The following is a 17,243-nucleotide window of genomic DNA, read 5'->3' on the forward strand; positions in this document are numbered from 1 at the left end:
GCCCGGATGCAATCAGCATACCAGGCTCTTTATCAGAAAACATATTTTTATTTATTCAATTTTTCAGAATCGTCTCCCAATTGAATAAAAACAGTCTGTTTACTTTTACACATATGTGTCATTTACTTAATAATAACTTTTGTTACAGCATTATTCACTCTAACAACATAAAAACCGGCAGGCACATCAATGGTATTAGCACCGGCAGTAATCGCCTTATTCGCAACCACCTGTCCGACTGCATTCACTACAAGTACTTGGGCATTTTCAGCAGCATCGATATTGATAGCTTTATCACCGGCGGCAACAATTGAAGAAGCACTTTCAACATCAGCAAAACCTACACCACCTTCGGATTCCTTATATTCTATCGGGAACAACTGAATGGCTCCATTAAAGATATTCACAATAGCTGTAATATCATACTTTTTCTCAAGATCTGGCACCGTAACCCCTTTAAAACGATCATAAACAGCTATTTGCCCTTTATCATCGGTCAAAGTATAATTTTTACTCTTACCGTCATCAAGAGTTAAAGTAGCGTTCATTATCTTCACCAACTTGTTCACCATATTATCACTTACTTCCTGACTCGTAACTATAACCGGCTCAATAACCGCACCATCAGCAGCAGGCTCAAACGTTTCCATCATAGGTTTCATCTGGATAAGTCCACTATACACATCAACTGTACCCATAAAACCAGCAGGAATTACATTACCATTCTTATATGTTTGTCCAATCGTTCCATAAATCTGAAGTGCCCCAGTTGCATCTTGAACAAACAAATATACATCATTTTGATAAATAACATTAACCGGATTGACAAACTTAACAACAGTTTCTTTAGACAATTCATTAAAAGCAGCTATATTTTCAACCGTTGCAGGCTCAGCAATTGTATAAGTAGCAGAAGCAATATCACTCTTGTCACCACCTTTCACTGCAATAGCTTTAATTGTCGTGGTGGTTTCTATTTTGATAGGATCACTATAAGTAGCAGAAGATGTAGTAGGATCACTATTGTCAGTTGTATAGTGAATAGTAGCATCCACTGTTCCGCAAGACAATTCAACCTCCTGAGCTACATAATAAGTACCTTCAGCAAGTGAAAATCTTGGTTCTTGAACACCAGTTGCAGAAGCTGTTGTAACTGTTATTGCACTAATTTTACCTGTATCAGCAAAAGTCAATACAACTACACCTTCCGAACCGATCCATGTAGGACTTGTGTAAGATCCATTATCAAATGTAAGGTGTTTAGCAGAAATAGCCGCACCTTCAAACTTAATTTCGGTAATAATCTCACCATTAGTAGTAGAAAATGTCAAAGTTGAAGTTTTATACCCACGAAGCCCTTCAACCGTTCCTGTGTTAAGGGCCCAGAAACGAGTATCATTCTTAGCTACCTTTTTCGAAGTAATAACGACATTACCTGCCTCCAAAGTACCATCATTAAGATCTGTTCCCGAAGATGCAGCCGGCACCGCAAAACCAAACAAGTCAGGTTTTGTCAAATCAAAAGTTACTTCTCCTGCATTTGCCATACTCAAAGCAGCAACTACTGTAAATAATGAAAGTAATAATTTCCTCATAATTATAATGTTTTTAAAGATTACTCTACAAAGTTATGTAATATTTTAAATCCATCAAGTGTCCAATATTTAAAATATCAAAATGTTACAGTATTGTCATATTAAAAAAGCGTTCTAAAAAAAGAAAAGCCTGGCAAATGGTATTCTGTCAGGCTTTTACTTACTATATTGTAAAATATCAATTCTTGTTCGCGCGCTTACGCTCTGTCTCGTCCAGAATCACTTTGCGCATACGCATTGCTTTCGGAGTTACCTCTACATATTCATCTTCCTTGATATATTCCAAGGCTTCTTCCAAAGAAAACTGCACGGGAGGAATCAAACGGACTTTTTCATCCGAACCGGAAGCACGCATATTGGTCAGTTTCTTCGATTTAGTGACATTTACCACCAAATCATTATCATGAGAATGCTCTCCGACTACCTGTCCGGCATATACCTCTTCTTGCGGGAAAATAAAGAACTTACCGCGATCCTGCAACTTATCAATAGCATAAGCAAATGCCGTTCCGCTCTCCATAGCGATAATAGAACCATTAGTACGACGTTCTATTTCTCCTTTGTACGGTTGATATTCTTTGAAGCGGTGAGCCATGATCGCTTCACCGGCAGAAGCAGTCAACACATTGGTACGCAAACCGATAATACCGCGTGACGGCATATCGAACTCCAAATTTACCCGTTCACCGTTGCTTTCCATCATCGTCATTTCGCCCTTACGACGAGTCACCATATCGATTATTTTACTTGAATATTCTTCCGGCACATTGACTGTCAATTCTTCGATAGGCTCGCACTTCACACCGTCGATCTCTTTATAGATAACCTGCGGCTGACCTACCTGCAACTCATATCCCTCACGACGCATCGTCTCGATAAGCACAGACAGATGGAGCACACCACGACCGGAAACCACCCATTTACCATCTTCTTCACTCTTACGAACACGAAGCGCCAGATTCTTATCCAACTCTTTCATCAAGCGGTCATGAATATGGCGTGAAGTCACGAATTTACCCTCCTTTCCGAAGAACGGAGAATCGTTGATAGCAAACAACATACTCATCGTAGGCTCATCGATAGCGATAGGCGGCAATGCTTCCGGATTTTCATAGTCACAGATAGTATCACCAATCTCAAAACCGTCGATACCCACCAAAGCACAGATGTCACCGGAAGAAACCTCGGTCGTTTTCACGCGTCCCAGTCCCTCAAAAACATGTACCTCCTTGATTTTTGTCTTTACAAAACTACCGTCCCGTTTAGCCAACGATACATTCATGCCTTCTTTTAAAGTACCACGATGCACACGGCCTACTGCAATACGACCTGTATATGAAGAATAATCGAGTGAGGTAATCAGCATCTGAGGTGTACCGTCCAATTGTGTAGGAGCCGGGATGTTCTCGACAATGCAATCCAGCAACGGAGTGATAGATTCTGTAGGCTTTTGCCAGTCAGTACTCATCCAACCATTCTTAGCCGAACCATAGATGGTTGGAAAATCAAGCTGTTCTTCCGTCGCATCCAAGCTGAACATGAGATCAAATACCATCTCATGAACTTCGTCCGGACGACAGTTCGGCTTATCCACCTTATTTATCACAACGATGGGTTTCAAACCGATTTCCAACGCTTTCTGCAACACAAAACGCGTCTGAGGCATCGGCCCTTCAAAAGCATCCACTAACAGGATGCACCCGTCAGCCATATTAAGTACACGTTCTACTTCGCCACCGAAGTCACTGTGCCCCGGAGTATCAATAATGTTAATCTTAGTTCCGTTATAAGTGATAGAAACGTTTTTAGAAAGAATCGTAATCCCCCGTTCGCGTTCCAAGTCATTGTTATCCAGAATTAGTTCACCGTTCGTCTGATTGTCACGGAATAAATTTCCGGCCAAAAGCATCTTGTCGACTAACGTCGTTTTCCCATGGTCAACATGGGCAATAATTGCAATGTTTCTAATATTTTGCATATAATACCTATTATTTGGGCACAAAGGTACGAAAATGGATTAGAAAATATATACTATACAACAAAATATTTCCTGCAAAACGTTGTGAGATATAAAGATAATGGCTATCTTTGCACGCTCAAAAGAAAAATTTTATATATTTAAAAAATCTAAGAATTATGTATTTAGATGCTGCTAAAAAGCAAGAAATCTTTGAAAAGTACGGAAAGTCTAACTCTGATACTGGCTCAGCTGAGGCGCAGATAGCTTTGTTTTCATACCGTATTTCTCACCTGACTGAGCACATGAAGCTCAACAGAAAAGATTATAGTACAGAAAGAGCTTTGACAATGTTGGTAGGTAAGCGTCGTCGCTTGCTCGACTACTTGAAGGCAAAAGATATCGAAAGATATCGTGCTATCATCAAAACTCTTGGATTGCGTAAGTAATCTATTTGTTCTGAACAAAATTGAAAAGGCCGTTCCCTTACAAAAGGAAACGGCCTTTTGTTATTCTGTGCAAAATTGACATTTTTCACTATTATAATTGCTGCGATATAAAGAATTTGTTATTTTTGCACCCTAACGATTTTAAATTATAACCTTATTAAGATTAAATACTATCAATATGGATACAAGCAAGATTGTCGGAGAAAAAATCAAAGCACTCCGCGAAGACAAATCGATTACCATAGAAGAACTGGCCCAGCGCTCCGGTTTGGCTATCGAACAGGTGGAACGTATTGAAGGAAATATCGATCTCCCCTCTTTGGCTCCGCTTATCAAAATAGCCCGCGTATTGGGGGTACGTCTCGGAACATTTCTTGACGATCAGGACGAAACAGGGCCTGTGGTATGTCGCAAGGAGGAGGCAAAAGATACAATCAGTTTCTCCAACAATGCCATTCACTCGCGTAAGCATATGGAGTACCATTCTTTGTCAAAATCGAAAGCGGACCGCCATATGGAGCCATTCATTATCGATGTAGCTCCGACATCGGACAATGATTTTGTTCTTTCCTCTCATGAAGGAGAAGAATTCATTATTGTAATGGAAGGCATTATGGAAATCAGCTATGGCAAAGCCACCTATCTGCTCGAAGAAGGAGACAGCATTTATTATGATTCCATCGTCCCTCACCACGTACATGCCTACGAAGGTCAGGCTGCAAAAATCCTGGCAGTAATTTATACACCTATTTAAAAAAGATGGGAAAATGGAGATGGGAGAATAGAGAAGTACTATGCAGCATGATAGCGCAGCTTACCTCTCCCATCTCCATTCTTCCCCCTTTCCTTTCTTAATCATTAATTATGCAATTATACAATCGAACTCTTGGTCAATGGCTTGAGCATTGGGCAGAAACAACCCCTGACAAAGAATATATAGTATACTCCGACCGGAACCTTCGCTTTACATGGAAACAGTTCAACCACCGTGTAGACGATATGGCAAAGGGACTTATCGCCATCGGAGTAGAAAGAGGAACGCACGTTGGCATTTGGGCGGCAAACGTTCCCGACTGGCTTACTCTATTATATGCCTGTGCAAAGATAGGTGCCGTTTATGTAACGGTAAATACCAATTACAAACAAGCGGAACTGGAATATCTTTGCCAGAATTCCGACATGCATACACTCTGCATCGTAAACGGTGAAAAAGACAGTGATTTCGTACAAATGACCTACACCATGCTCCCGGAACTTAAAACTTGCGAACGCGGTCATTTGAAAAGCGAACGCTTCCCATATATGAAAAACGTTATCTACGTTGGGCAAGAGAAATACAGAGGTATGTACAATACCGCAGAAATTCTTCTGTTGGGAAATAATGTAGAAGATAAAGAGTTAACCCAACTCAAGAACCAGGTAGATTGCCACGATGTGGTAAATATGCAATACACATCGGGAACCACCGGTTTTCCTAAAGGAGTAATGCTCACCCACTACAATATCAGCAATAACGGATTTCTTACCGGTGAGCACATGAAATTCACGGCAGACGATAAATTATGTTGCTGTGTCCCTCTATTCCATTGTTTTGGTGTAGTATTAGCCACCATGAACTGCCTGACCCATGGTTGTACCCAAGTGATGGTAGAACGTTTCGATCCGCTTGTAGTACTGGCATCCATTCACAAAGAACGCTGTACCGCACTCTACGGAGTTCCTACCATGTTCATAGCCGAACTGCATCATCCGATGTTCGACATGTTCGATATGTCCAGTCTCCGCACAGGAATTATGGCAGGTTCGCTTTGTCCCGTCGAACTGATGAAACAGGTAGAAGAGAAAATGTACATGAAAGTGACCAGCGTATATGGGCTCACCGAAACCGCTCCGGGCATGACAGCCTCCCGTATTGACGACCCGTTTGATGTCCGTTGTAATACTGTAGGACGTGATTTCGAATTTACGGAAGTAAAAGTTATCGATCCGGAAACAGGAGAAGAATGTCCCATAGGCGTACAAGGCGAAATGTGTAATCGTGGATACAACACCATGAAAGGATATTATAAGAACCCGGAAGCTACGGCGGAAGTACTCGATAAAAACAACTTCCTGCATTCGGGTGATCTTGGTATCAAAGATGAAGATGGGAATTACCGTATCACAGGACGCATTAAAGATATGATTATTCGTGGAGGAGAAAATATTTATCCGCGTGAAATAGAAGAATTCCTCTACAAACTCGAAGGAGTAAAAGATGTACAGGTTGCAGGTATCCCCTCCAAGAAATATGGTGAAGCCGTAGGTGCTTTCATCATTCTCCATGAAGGAGTGAAAATGCACGAATCGGATGTAAGAGAATTCTGCAAAAACAAAATATCCCGTTATAAAATCCCTAAATATGTATTCTTTATCGATGAATTTCCAATGACAGGAAGTGGTAAAATACAGAAATTCAAGCTAAAGGATTTGGGATTACAGCTTTGCAAAGAACAAGGCATCGAAATCATATAAACCGGTTTTATTCAAAAAATCCGCTTCATGAATCATCATAAATCTGAATACAAAAATTTATAATGATTTGTGAAGCGGATTTTTTTTAATGTACCCTTCTTACTCTTATCTGACAATTATCTTCTCCACTACATTTATTCCATTCTTAGATAAACGAACGAAGTAGAAACCTTTGTCCCATGAAGATACCGGAATTATCGTCTGATCATTTTCCATAGTACCATTCCATACTATCATTCCTGAAGCATTATAAATCATAATCCGTGTATTTGCCGGAGCCATTACGCTCAATTGCTCATGAACCGGATTGGGAGATAAAAGAATTCCATCAAGTTCTACATCTTTCTGCAAACCGGTCCCCCCGTCACCTTTCGCCTCTCCAGCAAGAATTGATTGACCCGGATTTTCATTATATCCATATTTATCTATTGTGAAATAAGATCCGTCTTCCGCCACTGTGATTTCAAACCAACCATATAAATCTTTGCCCAAATATTCGAAACAGAAACCGGCGTATGCCGTCTTACCACACCAATCAGTATACTCCCGTGTAGCAATATCCAATTGATCAGGATATGTACCGGGAACGACCCAATTAGAATTGTCCCCTATTATAGTCCCCTTAGCTAAAGGAGCAATATTCCTTGTATTCGACAGGCAGACCATTGGTTTCATATAGGTTTCCAGTTTTAAATGCCGCGCAGCAAACTCCCACGCCCCATAAGCATTTTCCGACACAATAGGAGCCGTAAAATAGGTCCAACTTCCATAATCAGCACCGGCACCTATCTGCAAATCTTCAACAATAATCTTATAAGAATCAAGGAAATTAAAAGTCAACTGTAAAGACAAATTAGATATATCCGAGTGAGTGAATATCATCGGCTCCAATGTCAATTCTGAAATATCAAGATCCTTGGCATCATGATGTTCCGCTTTCCCAGTAAAAGATAAAATTGCTTTTTTAGCGGAAACAACTTCTAATTTGGATACCAATCCCGTAGGAACAGTCATCCGATAATCCGTTCCCATCGCCAACTCACCGGTCCTTTTGAATGTATTGTCTCCCATAATAACAAGATTAACGGTCTGGGTAATGGTTCCATCATTCAGTTCGCTGTCTTCCGTCACCGATGTTCCTCCGTATACCACCTCTGCTTTAGACAGAGTTTTCCCTTTTTGACCCGCCATAATTGTCTCTCCAGGTGCCTCATTGAAAGCATAATCAAGGAGAGTGAAGGAATTTCCGTCATCGGCAACCGATACCCTCATCCAGCCATATAGTGTCTCGCCCGGAAGAGTACCTTCAAACTGAATGCCCACAAATGCTATTTTACCTTTCCAAGCGTCATAGCCTTTAGAAACTAAAGTTCCAAGATTAGGATATTGATCAATCCCCGTTGACCACGTAGACGAAGCACCGATCTCCTCACCATAATCGACTACAGTCAAGTTGGTTCTTGCTCCCATCATTTCCTTACCATATGATTCGATAAACAAATATCCATAATAATTTCCGGCATTATTATTCCACATCAAACCAAAGTCCGAATGTTCATATCTGGAATCCAACTGAAGAAACTCCCAACCATAAGCCGAAGATATACGAATATCCTCACAATCAACATATTTAATGGCATAAGATGCCCGGCATTCCAAAGTTACGGGTAATTTACAATCATATAATTCACCACTGGACAACATACCATTTTTGAAGATCACATATAAATTTATATTTTGGTCATTAGATATGGCCTTCCCCTCAAAAGACAGTGTTAGTCGCGTATCATTCACTCGTTGTAATTTTGCAGTCAATCCTTCCGGTAATCCTTCCACTGTAAAATCGGTATTATACACAAAATCCTTATTAGCCAACGTACCATTCATCAATGTAAAGTCAAAACTTCCATCAAAAGATCCGTCATTGGCCGGAGCCTCCAAAATATCTCCCCTATTAGAAAGTGCAATGCGTTTTGTTTTATTGTCTGTAAAAAAGACTTGCTTATAAGTATCCTCCTGCCATAACTCTATGCGTGCCGAATGATCCAAAGCATCCAACATCCTATCCACCTGTCCTTTAGTAAACATGGAAGTACGCACATAAGAATAATTCATATAATTGGTCCAATTCGTCAAATCTCCTTCACAGTTCCGGTCTGTTGCCCCCATCAACGGTTGATCGGCCTTAGGAGTATCTTCCACCCAGTCTCCCGGATTAGGTTCTCCCGCTTTATTCAGGTTACATCCGTCGGGCCATGCTCCGCTATTATCATCAAAGGTATGTGCAAGATTCAAAAAATGTCCGAATTCATGAGTCAGTACACGCCGAAAATTCTCACCCGTATTCGTACCGATATATGCACCGTTATATACCACACGTGCCAAATTCTCATCCGTCATTTCGATATCCGGATACCAGGAAACACCCGAATTATTAGTCACTCCGTCCCCATAAAGATCATTCATTACATACACATTCATATATTTATGATTATCCCATGCATACAAAGCCATACGCGGTGCATAATAATTACCAAATCCACTTTCGAGACGATGGTACAAAATACCGGTAGTCGCCTCTCCCTGAGGTCCTTTTTCTGCCAATTTAAAAGTAATATTCATATTGGCCTGCCTCATATTAAAATCCGGATTATCATCTCCGGTATTCGTCGTTACACCTTGAAAATCTTCATTCGTTTTCCTTAAAGCATCCTTTATAATCTCATCATTAATGGTAGCCCCGTTAAAATCCACACCAAAAATATGGAATACCACCGGAATTACATAATGATCCGGACGCTCCGCTACTGCTCGTGTCCTGCAAGGAACCTTATGCCGTTCCAATGCCTGCGGATTTTCTTCAAATAAAAGCATAGGAAAAATATAGTTTAACGACTTATTCAGTGTATACAACTGATTATATGATAGTTATATAGACAAATTTGAGGGTTTTTGAAGGTTTTTCAAATGAAGGTATTTTGAGGTAAAGTTAGAAGCCATTGAAAGGGTATTGACATTAAAAGATTCATTATTAGAAAAGTATCGAATATTGAACGGTAATAGTGATTAATGGCGGTTGCAACCTTTTTTTAACAATTCAATTCTTTTAAACCAATACTCTTTTCTCTAATCATACCTATTCCGTTTATAATCCATATAACTTCCATTATATCAATACATTATTTCATCTAATAATGAAATTAGGTCTGAAAGAGTGTTGGCACTTCATTTTCTTTTTATATATAAATATTAATGCCAAATACCGACATTGATAGCTGTTTTCCTTTATAATCAGTATAATTACCACTATATGACTACATTACCGACTTTAATAATGGATTTAGGTCTATAAATGAGGACTGTTCCCATTCTCTCTTTATATATAGATACAATTCCATTTTTCTCAATCCAATACCTATTTTCATTATAAAATCGTATATCTATTTATATATCAATATTTTATAGCATTTGCAAAAGTGGATAGCCAAAATATGTTAAAATGATTATCCCCTATAAACTTCAATCTTCGATACATATATTAGAGTGTTAGCGTTCAATGACGATTGAATGGTAATAAAAGAGAGTTCTTTGAAATATTGGAAAGAGAGATAGAGAAGTTTTCTTTGGCTTTTGTCTATACCACTGTTAAAGAGGCATTGGATTCCGTCAAAATAAAGTTATCATTTCCATTATATTTTAGACTGTTTTTTCTTATATATAGTGAAAGAGCGACCCTAAAAACGAAATAGGGCTGTCAATCAAAGAATAAAATATCAACGCTAAAAATAAGAGCAATGTCAGAAACAGTATTAATCATTTGTAAATGTGGCTATGATAACGAAAAGATATTCAATGCCTTTCCGTCCAACCTCTACAATGTAGAGCCGATAGTGGTAATAGACGATATACCCAAAAACATTAGGAAACAGACTGTTGAAAATATCTGTAAATCAGTCAATCCCGATATATTGATTGGCGACTTCAATACGAATAGCTTTGTAGAGCCTATCCGACACTATAAACGGAAATATTTGGTCAATCCGATATTGCCGTTTGAGCCGTTGCCTCATATAAGGGATTACGATAGAAAGAACACAATAGGGCTGTTCGGATGGGAAGAAAGGAATTTGCAATGGATTTATTCACACCATTATCCAAAATCCATTATCTTTTCGTTTTATGAAGCGATGATACTTTCGGACATTGCAAAGACGATAGCGGCTATTCATTCAACAATTTAACTGTATATGAAAAAAGGCGTTCTTTGAAATAGATTTATTAATTGAATGAATTGGTTGGTATTGAGTAAGTTTTGAGAATAAAAAAAGAGGACACTGTGAAATGCCCTCTTTCATAACAGAAATATTCCCTACACAGGTTCAGAAAGTTGCGATTATTGTGCACCGATAGAACCCGAAACCAAAGTCAAAGTCCCTGTATAATAACAGTCTGAATAAGGTTCGTAGAATGTATAAGTTGCAGTATTATCGTTAATTGTCAATGTACCCTCTACGTAATCGTTATAATCACTAGAATAACCCAGTAGCAATTTATCGCCATTAACCAAATATCTATCGAAGATGTCCTCAACTTCAGGGGAAGTCGTAAAAGACAAGTTAGGGTGGAATGTAAAGTTTACTCCTTCAAGACCCAATACGTCATTTGGAGATACAGAAACGACTTTCCATGTAGTGCCTGCCAAGTAGTTAGTTGAGCTTGTTTCATTCCCGTCATCCTCAGAACAAGCTGTGAAATTCACACATAAAACTATGGCTAACAGAGCCATACCGATAAACCTTAATGTTTTCATTGTCTTTTTCTTTTTTGTTGTTATTGTTTGAATGAATTGTTTTTGTTGGGTAGTCCAAAGGTCGGAATAAGACAATAAAAAAACGTGGACTTATAACTTCGTCTACGCACTCTGTCGGTATTGGGGATAACCTTTTGCTGCAATATACGAGTAAAAGCCCACGCCATAGGCGCAGGCATCAACTTTTACTCTTTGCAGCATTCTTCCAATTCCCCAATTTTCAGAGTGCAAGAATAAAGCTAACGCTTCTTTATCTTTATGTCTTTAACGGATAATTCACATCATAGGCATTCCTTTTTTGTTTTACGACCGCAAAATTACGAAAAAGCGTTGAATATCCCAACGCTTGACGAAATATATTATTGACATTAAGGGGATTAAAAAAGAGGAAACATTACTATTCCCTCTTTCAATGGTTTATAGAAAACCGAAATCAATATTACATCTTTTCAGATGTACACAATCAATCGGTTTCTTCTTAGGATTGCTTTTGTTTATAGTGTCAATAAGATTTTTATAGAAACTGAAATCACCTCTGCTGACTTTTATTCCAAAATAAATTCTCTCTATTTCAATTTTCAGATACGGACTTTTAGGGTCTGTATTGATGTATCTGACTTCTTCTTCATGTTGCCATTGTACGGACTTAGTACCCAAAATAGTCTGAATAGAGGCATTGCGGTTACTGACAACGGTACTCATATTCGCATAATTCACGTCTATTCTTTCCCAATTGGGAGAAGTTACCTTTAATTCTATGCAACATCCTTTATGCTCGTCCCCATACATAGTCCACATAAGTCCGTTGTCATACGTTTTTGACAATGAACAAATCAACGTTTTAGCCCTCTCATCCCTTAGTTGGGAAATAATCGGGGAGGGAACATCCGGAGCGTATGAGAAAAAGCCCTCCATCGGGTCGTTGAGGTCTAAATACTTTGACGCATACAGTCTGCGGTTCATCAGAATGTCCAAAAACCGTTTTAGGTTCGATAAACTCCGATATTTATAGAGTTCGTTAAATTCTTCTTCTTCCATAATTTTTTCTTTTCTGCAAAATTAGCAATAATCGTCCAAAAAAGAAACGGATAAGCACTAATCTATCCGTTTTCTTTCTGTTTTAATGGTTTATGATGTAGTTTGAATCGGTGGTTGCTCCCTTTTCTTTTTTGTCTGTCCAATCAATTCCTTGAATTGCTTTTCGGACAGACAACAGTCATCGTAATATCCTTTTTTGTTGATTGCGAAAATATCTGTGTGCCCGCTCATTTTTACCCTTACAATTATGTCCGTATTCAAATTCCATATATAACAGAACTCGTCCGCACCTGTATATGCGTTAAGGGCTTGCCCTAATTCCTGTCCCAATTCAAAATATTCTTTCGGTGTACCGTACACCTTAAATTCGGATGAAATGAAAACATCAACCTTTTCGGATTTATGTCTTTTGATAAAGGGGATAGCGTCATAAAGCATATCGGCAACATCACCGTCCGCAACTACACAACACTCAAAATCACCGTTATCGTACATTGCATAAACGGCTACCGCACCGAAAGTGTCTATGTCATCTCTATGTTTTTCTATGTTTTCTTCCGTAATATCCCATTCGACCTTATCAAAAGCAATATCAAATAAAGGAACGCTTCCCATTTCGTTGGGACTTTCAACCGCTTCCGTTACAATATGTTTTTTCTCTTTTGTAAGTTTCATCTGCAAATAGATATTCAATGCTTCCATATATGACAAAATTTATTTGGTATTTCTCAAATAATAACAGCCCCATTCATCTCAATTCTCAAAGAAAACATTTACATAATTCTCCATCAACTTTTTACATTCGGAATAGAATAGCATTGTAGCTTCATAATCTTCCTCTTTAATCCTTTGTTTCAACGGTTCAATCCTTTTCCGTATTTCTTCATATTGAGGGGTGTCTTTAAGAATGTTAGTTATTGCTGTTTCTTGTTCAGAGGTCGGGAAATTGCCATTTAACGGATTAATCCTTGTTATAAGGGTATCGACATCGAAAAACAACTGTCCCCATTTATCCCTCTCAAATCCACTCATAAAGTTAAGCAATCGCCAATTATTCTCATCCTTTTCCCATAGATAATCCTTTAACTGTCTGTTGGCTTCATTCAGCGCATTGGTTAAATCTTCATTTTCTTTTTTCAGTTTCCTATTTTGACGGATAAGGCTGTCTATTTCCGATTGATTGGATAGTGTCTGTTTCTCCAACTCCTTAATTTTTGCGGTATCCTCTTTTGAGGATTGGAGAGAAAGCTGTTCTCTCTTTTTCTCCAATCTCTTAACGGCATAATTGAGCCGTTTTCTGTCCTTTTTAACTTCCGTCAGTTCCGCTTTTTGCTCACCGATAATCTTTTCCAACCGTTCTATCTTTTGGTCTTTGGTCTCTTTCATTGCTGTTCTGTTTTTAGAGTTTGTATTTGGTTGATGAATAGTCCTTTTTCCATTCGCTTTTCCAATTGCAGACGATTTCCCCTCTGAACTCATCGGACAAGAATATCTTGTCATATCTGGTTTCTCCGAAAATGGCTGTCAGTTCGTTTTGAGGGTCGGTTGATTCACAGATAGCCTTTATCAGCCCCCTCACAAGGGTCGTTTGCTGTTTCATCCGGATTTTAAGGTAGTCGGGCGCATCACTGCCGATTTTGAAATTGATGTTTTGGGTGAGCATTCTGTCGATGTCCCCCTTTCCCTTATAGAAAGGTATCACTTCCATAAGGTAGCGTTTGATGGAGCAACGCATCATTTCGTCCATACGGAATTTGTAACCGTTGATATAAAAGTGCTGTTCCGTATTATAGTCATTGTTTTTGTAGATGGTGATGACGTTCATCATCTTAATGTTGGGAGAACCGTAATTAATACCGTTCTCGACTACTGTTTCAATGACTTCTGCGATTTCACCATTGGCGATTGTTGCTGACTTTCTCATTTTTATTTGGCTTTTATATGTTAATAATTTTTTATTGGGGGCTTCCTTTCGGTCGCTTTCTTACCCCTTACATTATAACATATTGGATGAGGGTCGCAACTTTAATCGCAAATATTGTTTTAACACATATTTAACACTTTAATGTATGTGGAATTTGATTATTGGCTGACGGTATCTCTGATTTTCCGAATGGTATTTATAGCAGTTCCCGTAATAGCGGATATATTCTTCAATGACAACCCTTTACGGATTAGGGCAATTTCTTTTGGGTATTGTGCTTTGTATTCCTCTTTGCTCTTTCTGTATGTGGAGGGTCGCCCCATTTTGATACCCTCTTTTCGGCAATGGTCTATATACTGTTTTCTTCCGCTTTCCATCCGTTCCTTTATCGTCAGCCGTTCCATTGACGCTATTTCCAACAGAATAGTGCAAATAAGGTTGGTTATGGGATTGATTTTTCCGTTACCGTCCAATGTTTCCAAATTATAGTTCTTCACATACAAACTGACACCGTTGTCGGTTAGGAACTGGATTACCTTTAAGGCTTCCAATGTATTGCGCCCTATTCGGCTGATTTCCAAACAGACAACCCTTTTTATCCTGTTCTCCTTTACATAGGCTACCAAATTCTGTATCTCCTCTCTTTCCTCTATCTTCAACGCTCCACTGACTTTGTTCGCGAACACTTCCGACACTTCCCAATTCATTCGGTCGCAGTAGTCCGTAAGCTCCACTATCTGCCTTTCGTACTGCTGTTTGTCCGTGCTCACCCTTGCCAATATAACTACCTTGTCCATAATGCTTTATGCTTATTTGGATATATATAACAAAACCGCCATATTAGTTTAACATAAAACCTTAGATTAATATGTTTTGCACTGAAAATTAATCCGATATTCAATGTTAAATTAATATGGTTTCGGTTTTAATAGGGTCTCACCGTTCGTCTTTCCGTCTGTACTCCTCAATCAGTGTTGAAGTGTGGCGTCTCCCTTTTACCTCATATACCGATACAACGTCATTGATATGGTTGAAGATGGATATATGGGCGGTGAATTTCAAAGTGCGGATGATGGTTATTTTCTTCACTACCTTTTTGACGATTGCTATTTTATCATCCAACGACATCGTTTCTTCGTTGAAGTCCCCCATAAAGTCGGCTTCTATCATTTGTTGCTGTTTAATGACCGTTTCATTCGTCAGTTCCATTAAACGCCGTTCCTTTTCGGAAAGTTGGTCTTTGAGGTTTTCGATGAGTTCCTCCCCCCTTTTAGTGGAGAGGTTTCCGAAAATCATCCGTTCCTCGACCTTATCCGTCTTATCCCTTAAAGATTGGATTTCATTTCGGATTGTATCGACCTTTTTGGTTATGACGGTCAAATCCTTTTGAAGTTGGCGTTTCATGATGGTCGGATTCATCAGATGCTTACGGTACATCTTTTTGGCATACTCCCAAACCAAAGGGTCTATGAGTTTCCTTTTTATCATCATCCCCTCTCCTTTTGAATGGGTGAGGATATAACCGTCCCCTCCATACCAACCGCAAAGTCTGCGACCGCTGCCACCGTCAAAAACCAGTCCTTTGAGAAGAAAACGGTTGTTGTATTTCTTTTTGGGTGCGCTCTTCCGTTTCTTCCTCACTGACTGTACTTTGTCGAAAAGGGACTGCGAAATTATTTGAGGATAGGGGTGGATGCCCACATAGAACTCCCTTTCCAACCACCTCAACAGATTCTGTTGGAGGGTGTCGAATGACGTTTTAGGGAAAAGTCCTTCCTCTTTCAGTTCCTTTGCAATGTCCGCAATGGTGGTATCGCCTTTTGAGTATCGGAGATAGAAACGCTTTACGACTTCCGACTGTTCAGGGTTGATGATGTAGTATTTTTCTCTGTCTATCGAATACCCATAAGGAGGGCGACCGCCTCCGATTTTGCCGATTGAGATGTTGTAACGCCTCCCCCTCATCATTCTGTCTTTCTTCAGCTCCATTTCCGTTTCACAGAATGAGGAAAAGATGGAGAACATCAAAGATGCGGTTTGGGACATTTTACCGTTCGCATCCAACAGCCTCATCGAAGGGTTGATACAGATTAGCTGTATCTGACGTTCTATCAGAAAATCCCTAATACTAAAAAGGACTGTCTGACGGCGGCTCAAACGGCTTAATTCATAAAGATATACGGCATTGATGGAAGAATCGTTTTTGATGTACTCCTTCATTTTGTTCAGACCGTTGCGTTCTTCCTCTGAAAGTTTGATAGCTGATTCCTTATCCTCAATGATAATGATGTTGTCATCGGTGTAACCGTCATTCTTTACCTCTTTAAGGACTGCTTCCGTTTGTTGCTCCAACGTTTGGTGCAAAGAACTGACCCTACTTAGAATAATCGCCTTTTTTTCCATTTAAAATTTCCTTTCTTTGTTATATATCAAAAGACACTCAAAATTTAATTTTAATCCGTCCATTTTTTATTACCATTCAACCGTCATTGAACGGTAACACTCTAATATATGTAGTGAAGAAGGAAGTTTATAGGGGACAATCATTTTAACATATTTTGGCTGTTTGCTTTTTATAGATGCTATAAAGTTTTGATATATAAACAGATATACGATTTTATAATGGGAATAGGTATTGGATTGGGAAGAATGGAGTTGTATTTATATATAAAGGGAAAATGAAGTGGTAGCACTCTTTCAGACCTATTCACTGCATTAAATACAGTAACATATTCATATAGTGTCAGTTATACAGATTATAAAGTGGAATAGCTATCAATAATGATATTTGGCTTTAGTATTTATATATAAAGAGAGAATCGGAACAGTCCCTATTCATAGACTTAAATCCATTATTAAAGTCGTTAATACAGTCATATAGTGGTAGTTATACAGACTATAAACGGAAACAGCTATCAATGTCAGTATTTGGCATTAATATTTATATATAAAGAAA

The 17,243-nt window shown here is 38.9% G+C and carries 14 protein-coding genes; 4 read left to right on the forward strand and 10 right to left on the reverse strand.

What is annotated here, in order from left to right; translation table 11 throughout:
- Positions 1-122: 122 nt before the first annotated feature.
- Both QVP90_RS00510 and typA read right to left on the reverse strand, forming a co-directional pair.
- On the reverse strand, positions 123-1,595 hold the full coding sequence (locus QVP90_RS00510; RefSeq protein WP_021935393.1) for a chitobiase/beta-hexosaminidase C-terminal domain-containing protein: 1,473 nt from the start codon (positions 1,593-1,595) through the stop codon (positions 123-125).
- A gap of 178 nt (positions 1,596-1,773) precedes the next feature.
- Entirely contained in the window at positions 1,774-3,573 is a 1,800-nt protein-coding gene (gene typA, locus QVP90_RS00515; protein ID WP_021935394.1) for a translational GTPase TypA, read from the reverse strand.
- Between the two features lie 158 nt (positions 3,574-3,731).
- Between typA and rpsO the strand changes: the two genes are divergently transcribed.
- The 3 genes from rpsO (at position 3,732) to QVP90_RS00530 (ending at position 6,515) form a co-directional block, all read left to right on the forward strand.
- A complete protein-coding gene (gene rpsO, locus QVP90_RS00520; RefSeq protein ID WP_005928517.1) occupies positions 3,732-4,001 on the forward strand; it encodes a 30S ribosomal protein S15 in 270 nt (89 codons plus the stop codon).
- A gap of 178 nt (positions 4,002-4,179) precedes the next feature.
- Complete coding sequence (locus QVP90_RS00525; RefSeq protein ID WP_005928514.1) at positions 4,180-4,755, forward strand: helix-turn-helix domain-containing protein; 576 nt, start codon at positions 4,180-4,182, stop codon at positions 4,753-4,755.
- Positions 4,756-4,865: 110 nt separating this feature from the next.
- On the forward strand, positions 4,866-6,515 hold the full coding sequence (locus QVP90_RS00530) for an AMP-binding protein (RefSeq protein ID WP_007479759.1): 1,650 nt from the start codon (positions 4,866-4,868) through the stop codon (positions 6,513-6,515).
- A gap of 105 nt (positions 6,516-6,620) precedes the next feature.
- On the opposite strand, the gene QVP90_RS00535 is transcribed toward QVP90_RS00530, so the two are convergent.
- Positions 6,621-9,389, reverse strand: a complete 2,769-nt coding sequence (locus QVP90_RS00535; protein WP_021935395.1) for a zinc-dependent metalloprotease — start codon at positions 9,387-9,389, stop codon at positions 6,621-6,623.
- A 920-nt stretch (positions 9,390-10,309) separates the two neighbouring features.
- Between QVP90_RS00535 and QVP90_RS00540 the strand changes: the two genes are divergently transcribed.
- A complete protein-coding gene (locus tag QVP90_RS00540; protein ID WP_021935396.1) occupies positions 10,310-10,756 on the forward strand; it encodes a hypothetical protein in 447 nt (148 codons plus the stop codon).
- Positions 10,757-10,908: 152 nt separating this feature from the next.
- Here QVP90_RS00540 and QVP90_RS00545 read toward each other — a convergent pair whose 3' ends face one another.
- The 7 genes from QVP90_RS00545 to QVP90_RS00575 all read right to left on the reverse strand — a co-directional run bounded on the left by QVP90_RS00545 (position 10,909) and on the right by QVP90_RS00575 (position 16,690).
- The gene (locus QVP90_RS00545; RefSeq protein ID WP_021935397.1) at positions 10,909-11,325 is read right to left on the reverse strand and encodes a hypothetical protein; all 417 of its coding nucleotides are present in this window, start codon (positions 11,323-11,325) and stop codon (positions 10,909-10,911) included.
- Between the two features lie 417 nt (positions 11,326-11,742).
- Positions 11,743-12,363: a DUF2971 domain-containing protein gene (locus QVP90_RS00550; RefSeq protein ID WP_021935398.1), complete on the reverse strand. Its 621-nt coding sequence runs from the start codon at positions 12,361-12,363 to the stop codon at positions 11,743-11,745.
- Between the two features lie 90 nt (positions 12,364-12,453).
- The gene (locus QVP90_RS00555) at positions 12,454-13,065 is read right to left on the reverse strand and encodes a hypothetical protein (RefSeq protein WP_021935399.1); all 612 of its coding nucleotides are present in this window, start codon (positions 13,063-13,065) and stop codon (positions 12,454-12,456) included.
- Between the two features lie 51 nt (positions 13,066-13,116).
- The gene (locus QVP90_RS00560) at positions 13,117-13,749 is read right to left on the reverse strand and encodes a coiled-coil domain-containing protein (protein WP_021935400.1); all 633 of its coding nucleotides are present in this window, start codon (positions 13,747-13,749) and stop codon (positions 13,117-13,119) included.
- A gap of 13 nt (positions 13,750-13,762) precedes the next feature.
- Complete coding sequence (locus tag QVP90_RS00565; RefSeq protein WP_021935401.1) at positions 13,763-14,287, reverse strand: hypothetical protein; 525 nt, start codon at positions 14,285-14,287, stop codon at positions 13,763-13,765.
- A 158-nt stretch (positions 14,288-14,445) separates the two neighbouring features.
- Positions 14,446-15,084, reverse strand: a complete 639-nt coding sequence (locus tag QVP90_RS00570) for a recombinase family protein (protein ID WP_021935402.1) — start codon at positions 15,082-15,084, stop codon at positions 14,446-14,448.
- 139 nt (positions 15,085-15,223) lie between these two features.
- A complete protein-coding gene (locus QVP90_RS00575; RefSeq protein ID WP_021935403.1) occupies positions 15,224-16,690 on the reverse strand; it encodes a recombinase family protein in 1,467 nt (488 codons plus the stop codon).
- Positions 16,691-17,243: the final 553 nt, after the last annotated feature.

Source organism: Bacteroides sp. CAG:189, from assembly GCF_000432295.1.
Classification (GTDB): domain Bacteria; phylum Bacteroidota; class Bacteroidia; order Bacteroidales; family Bacteroidaceae; genus Bacteroides; species Bacteroides salyersiae.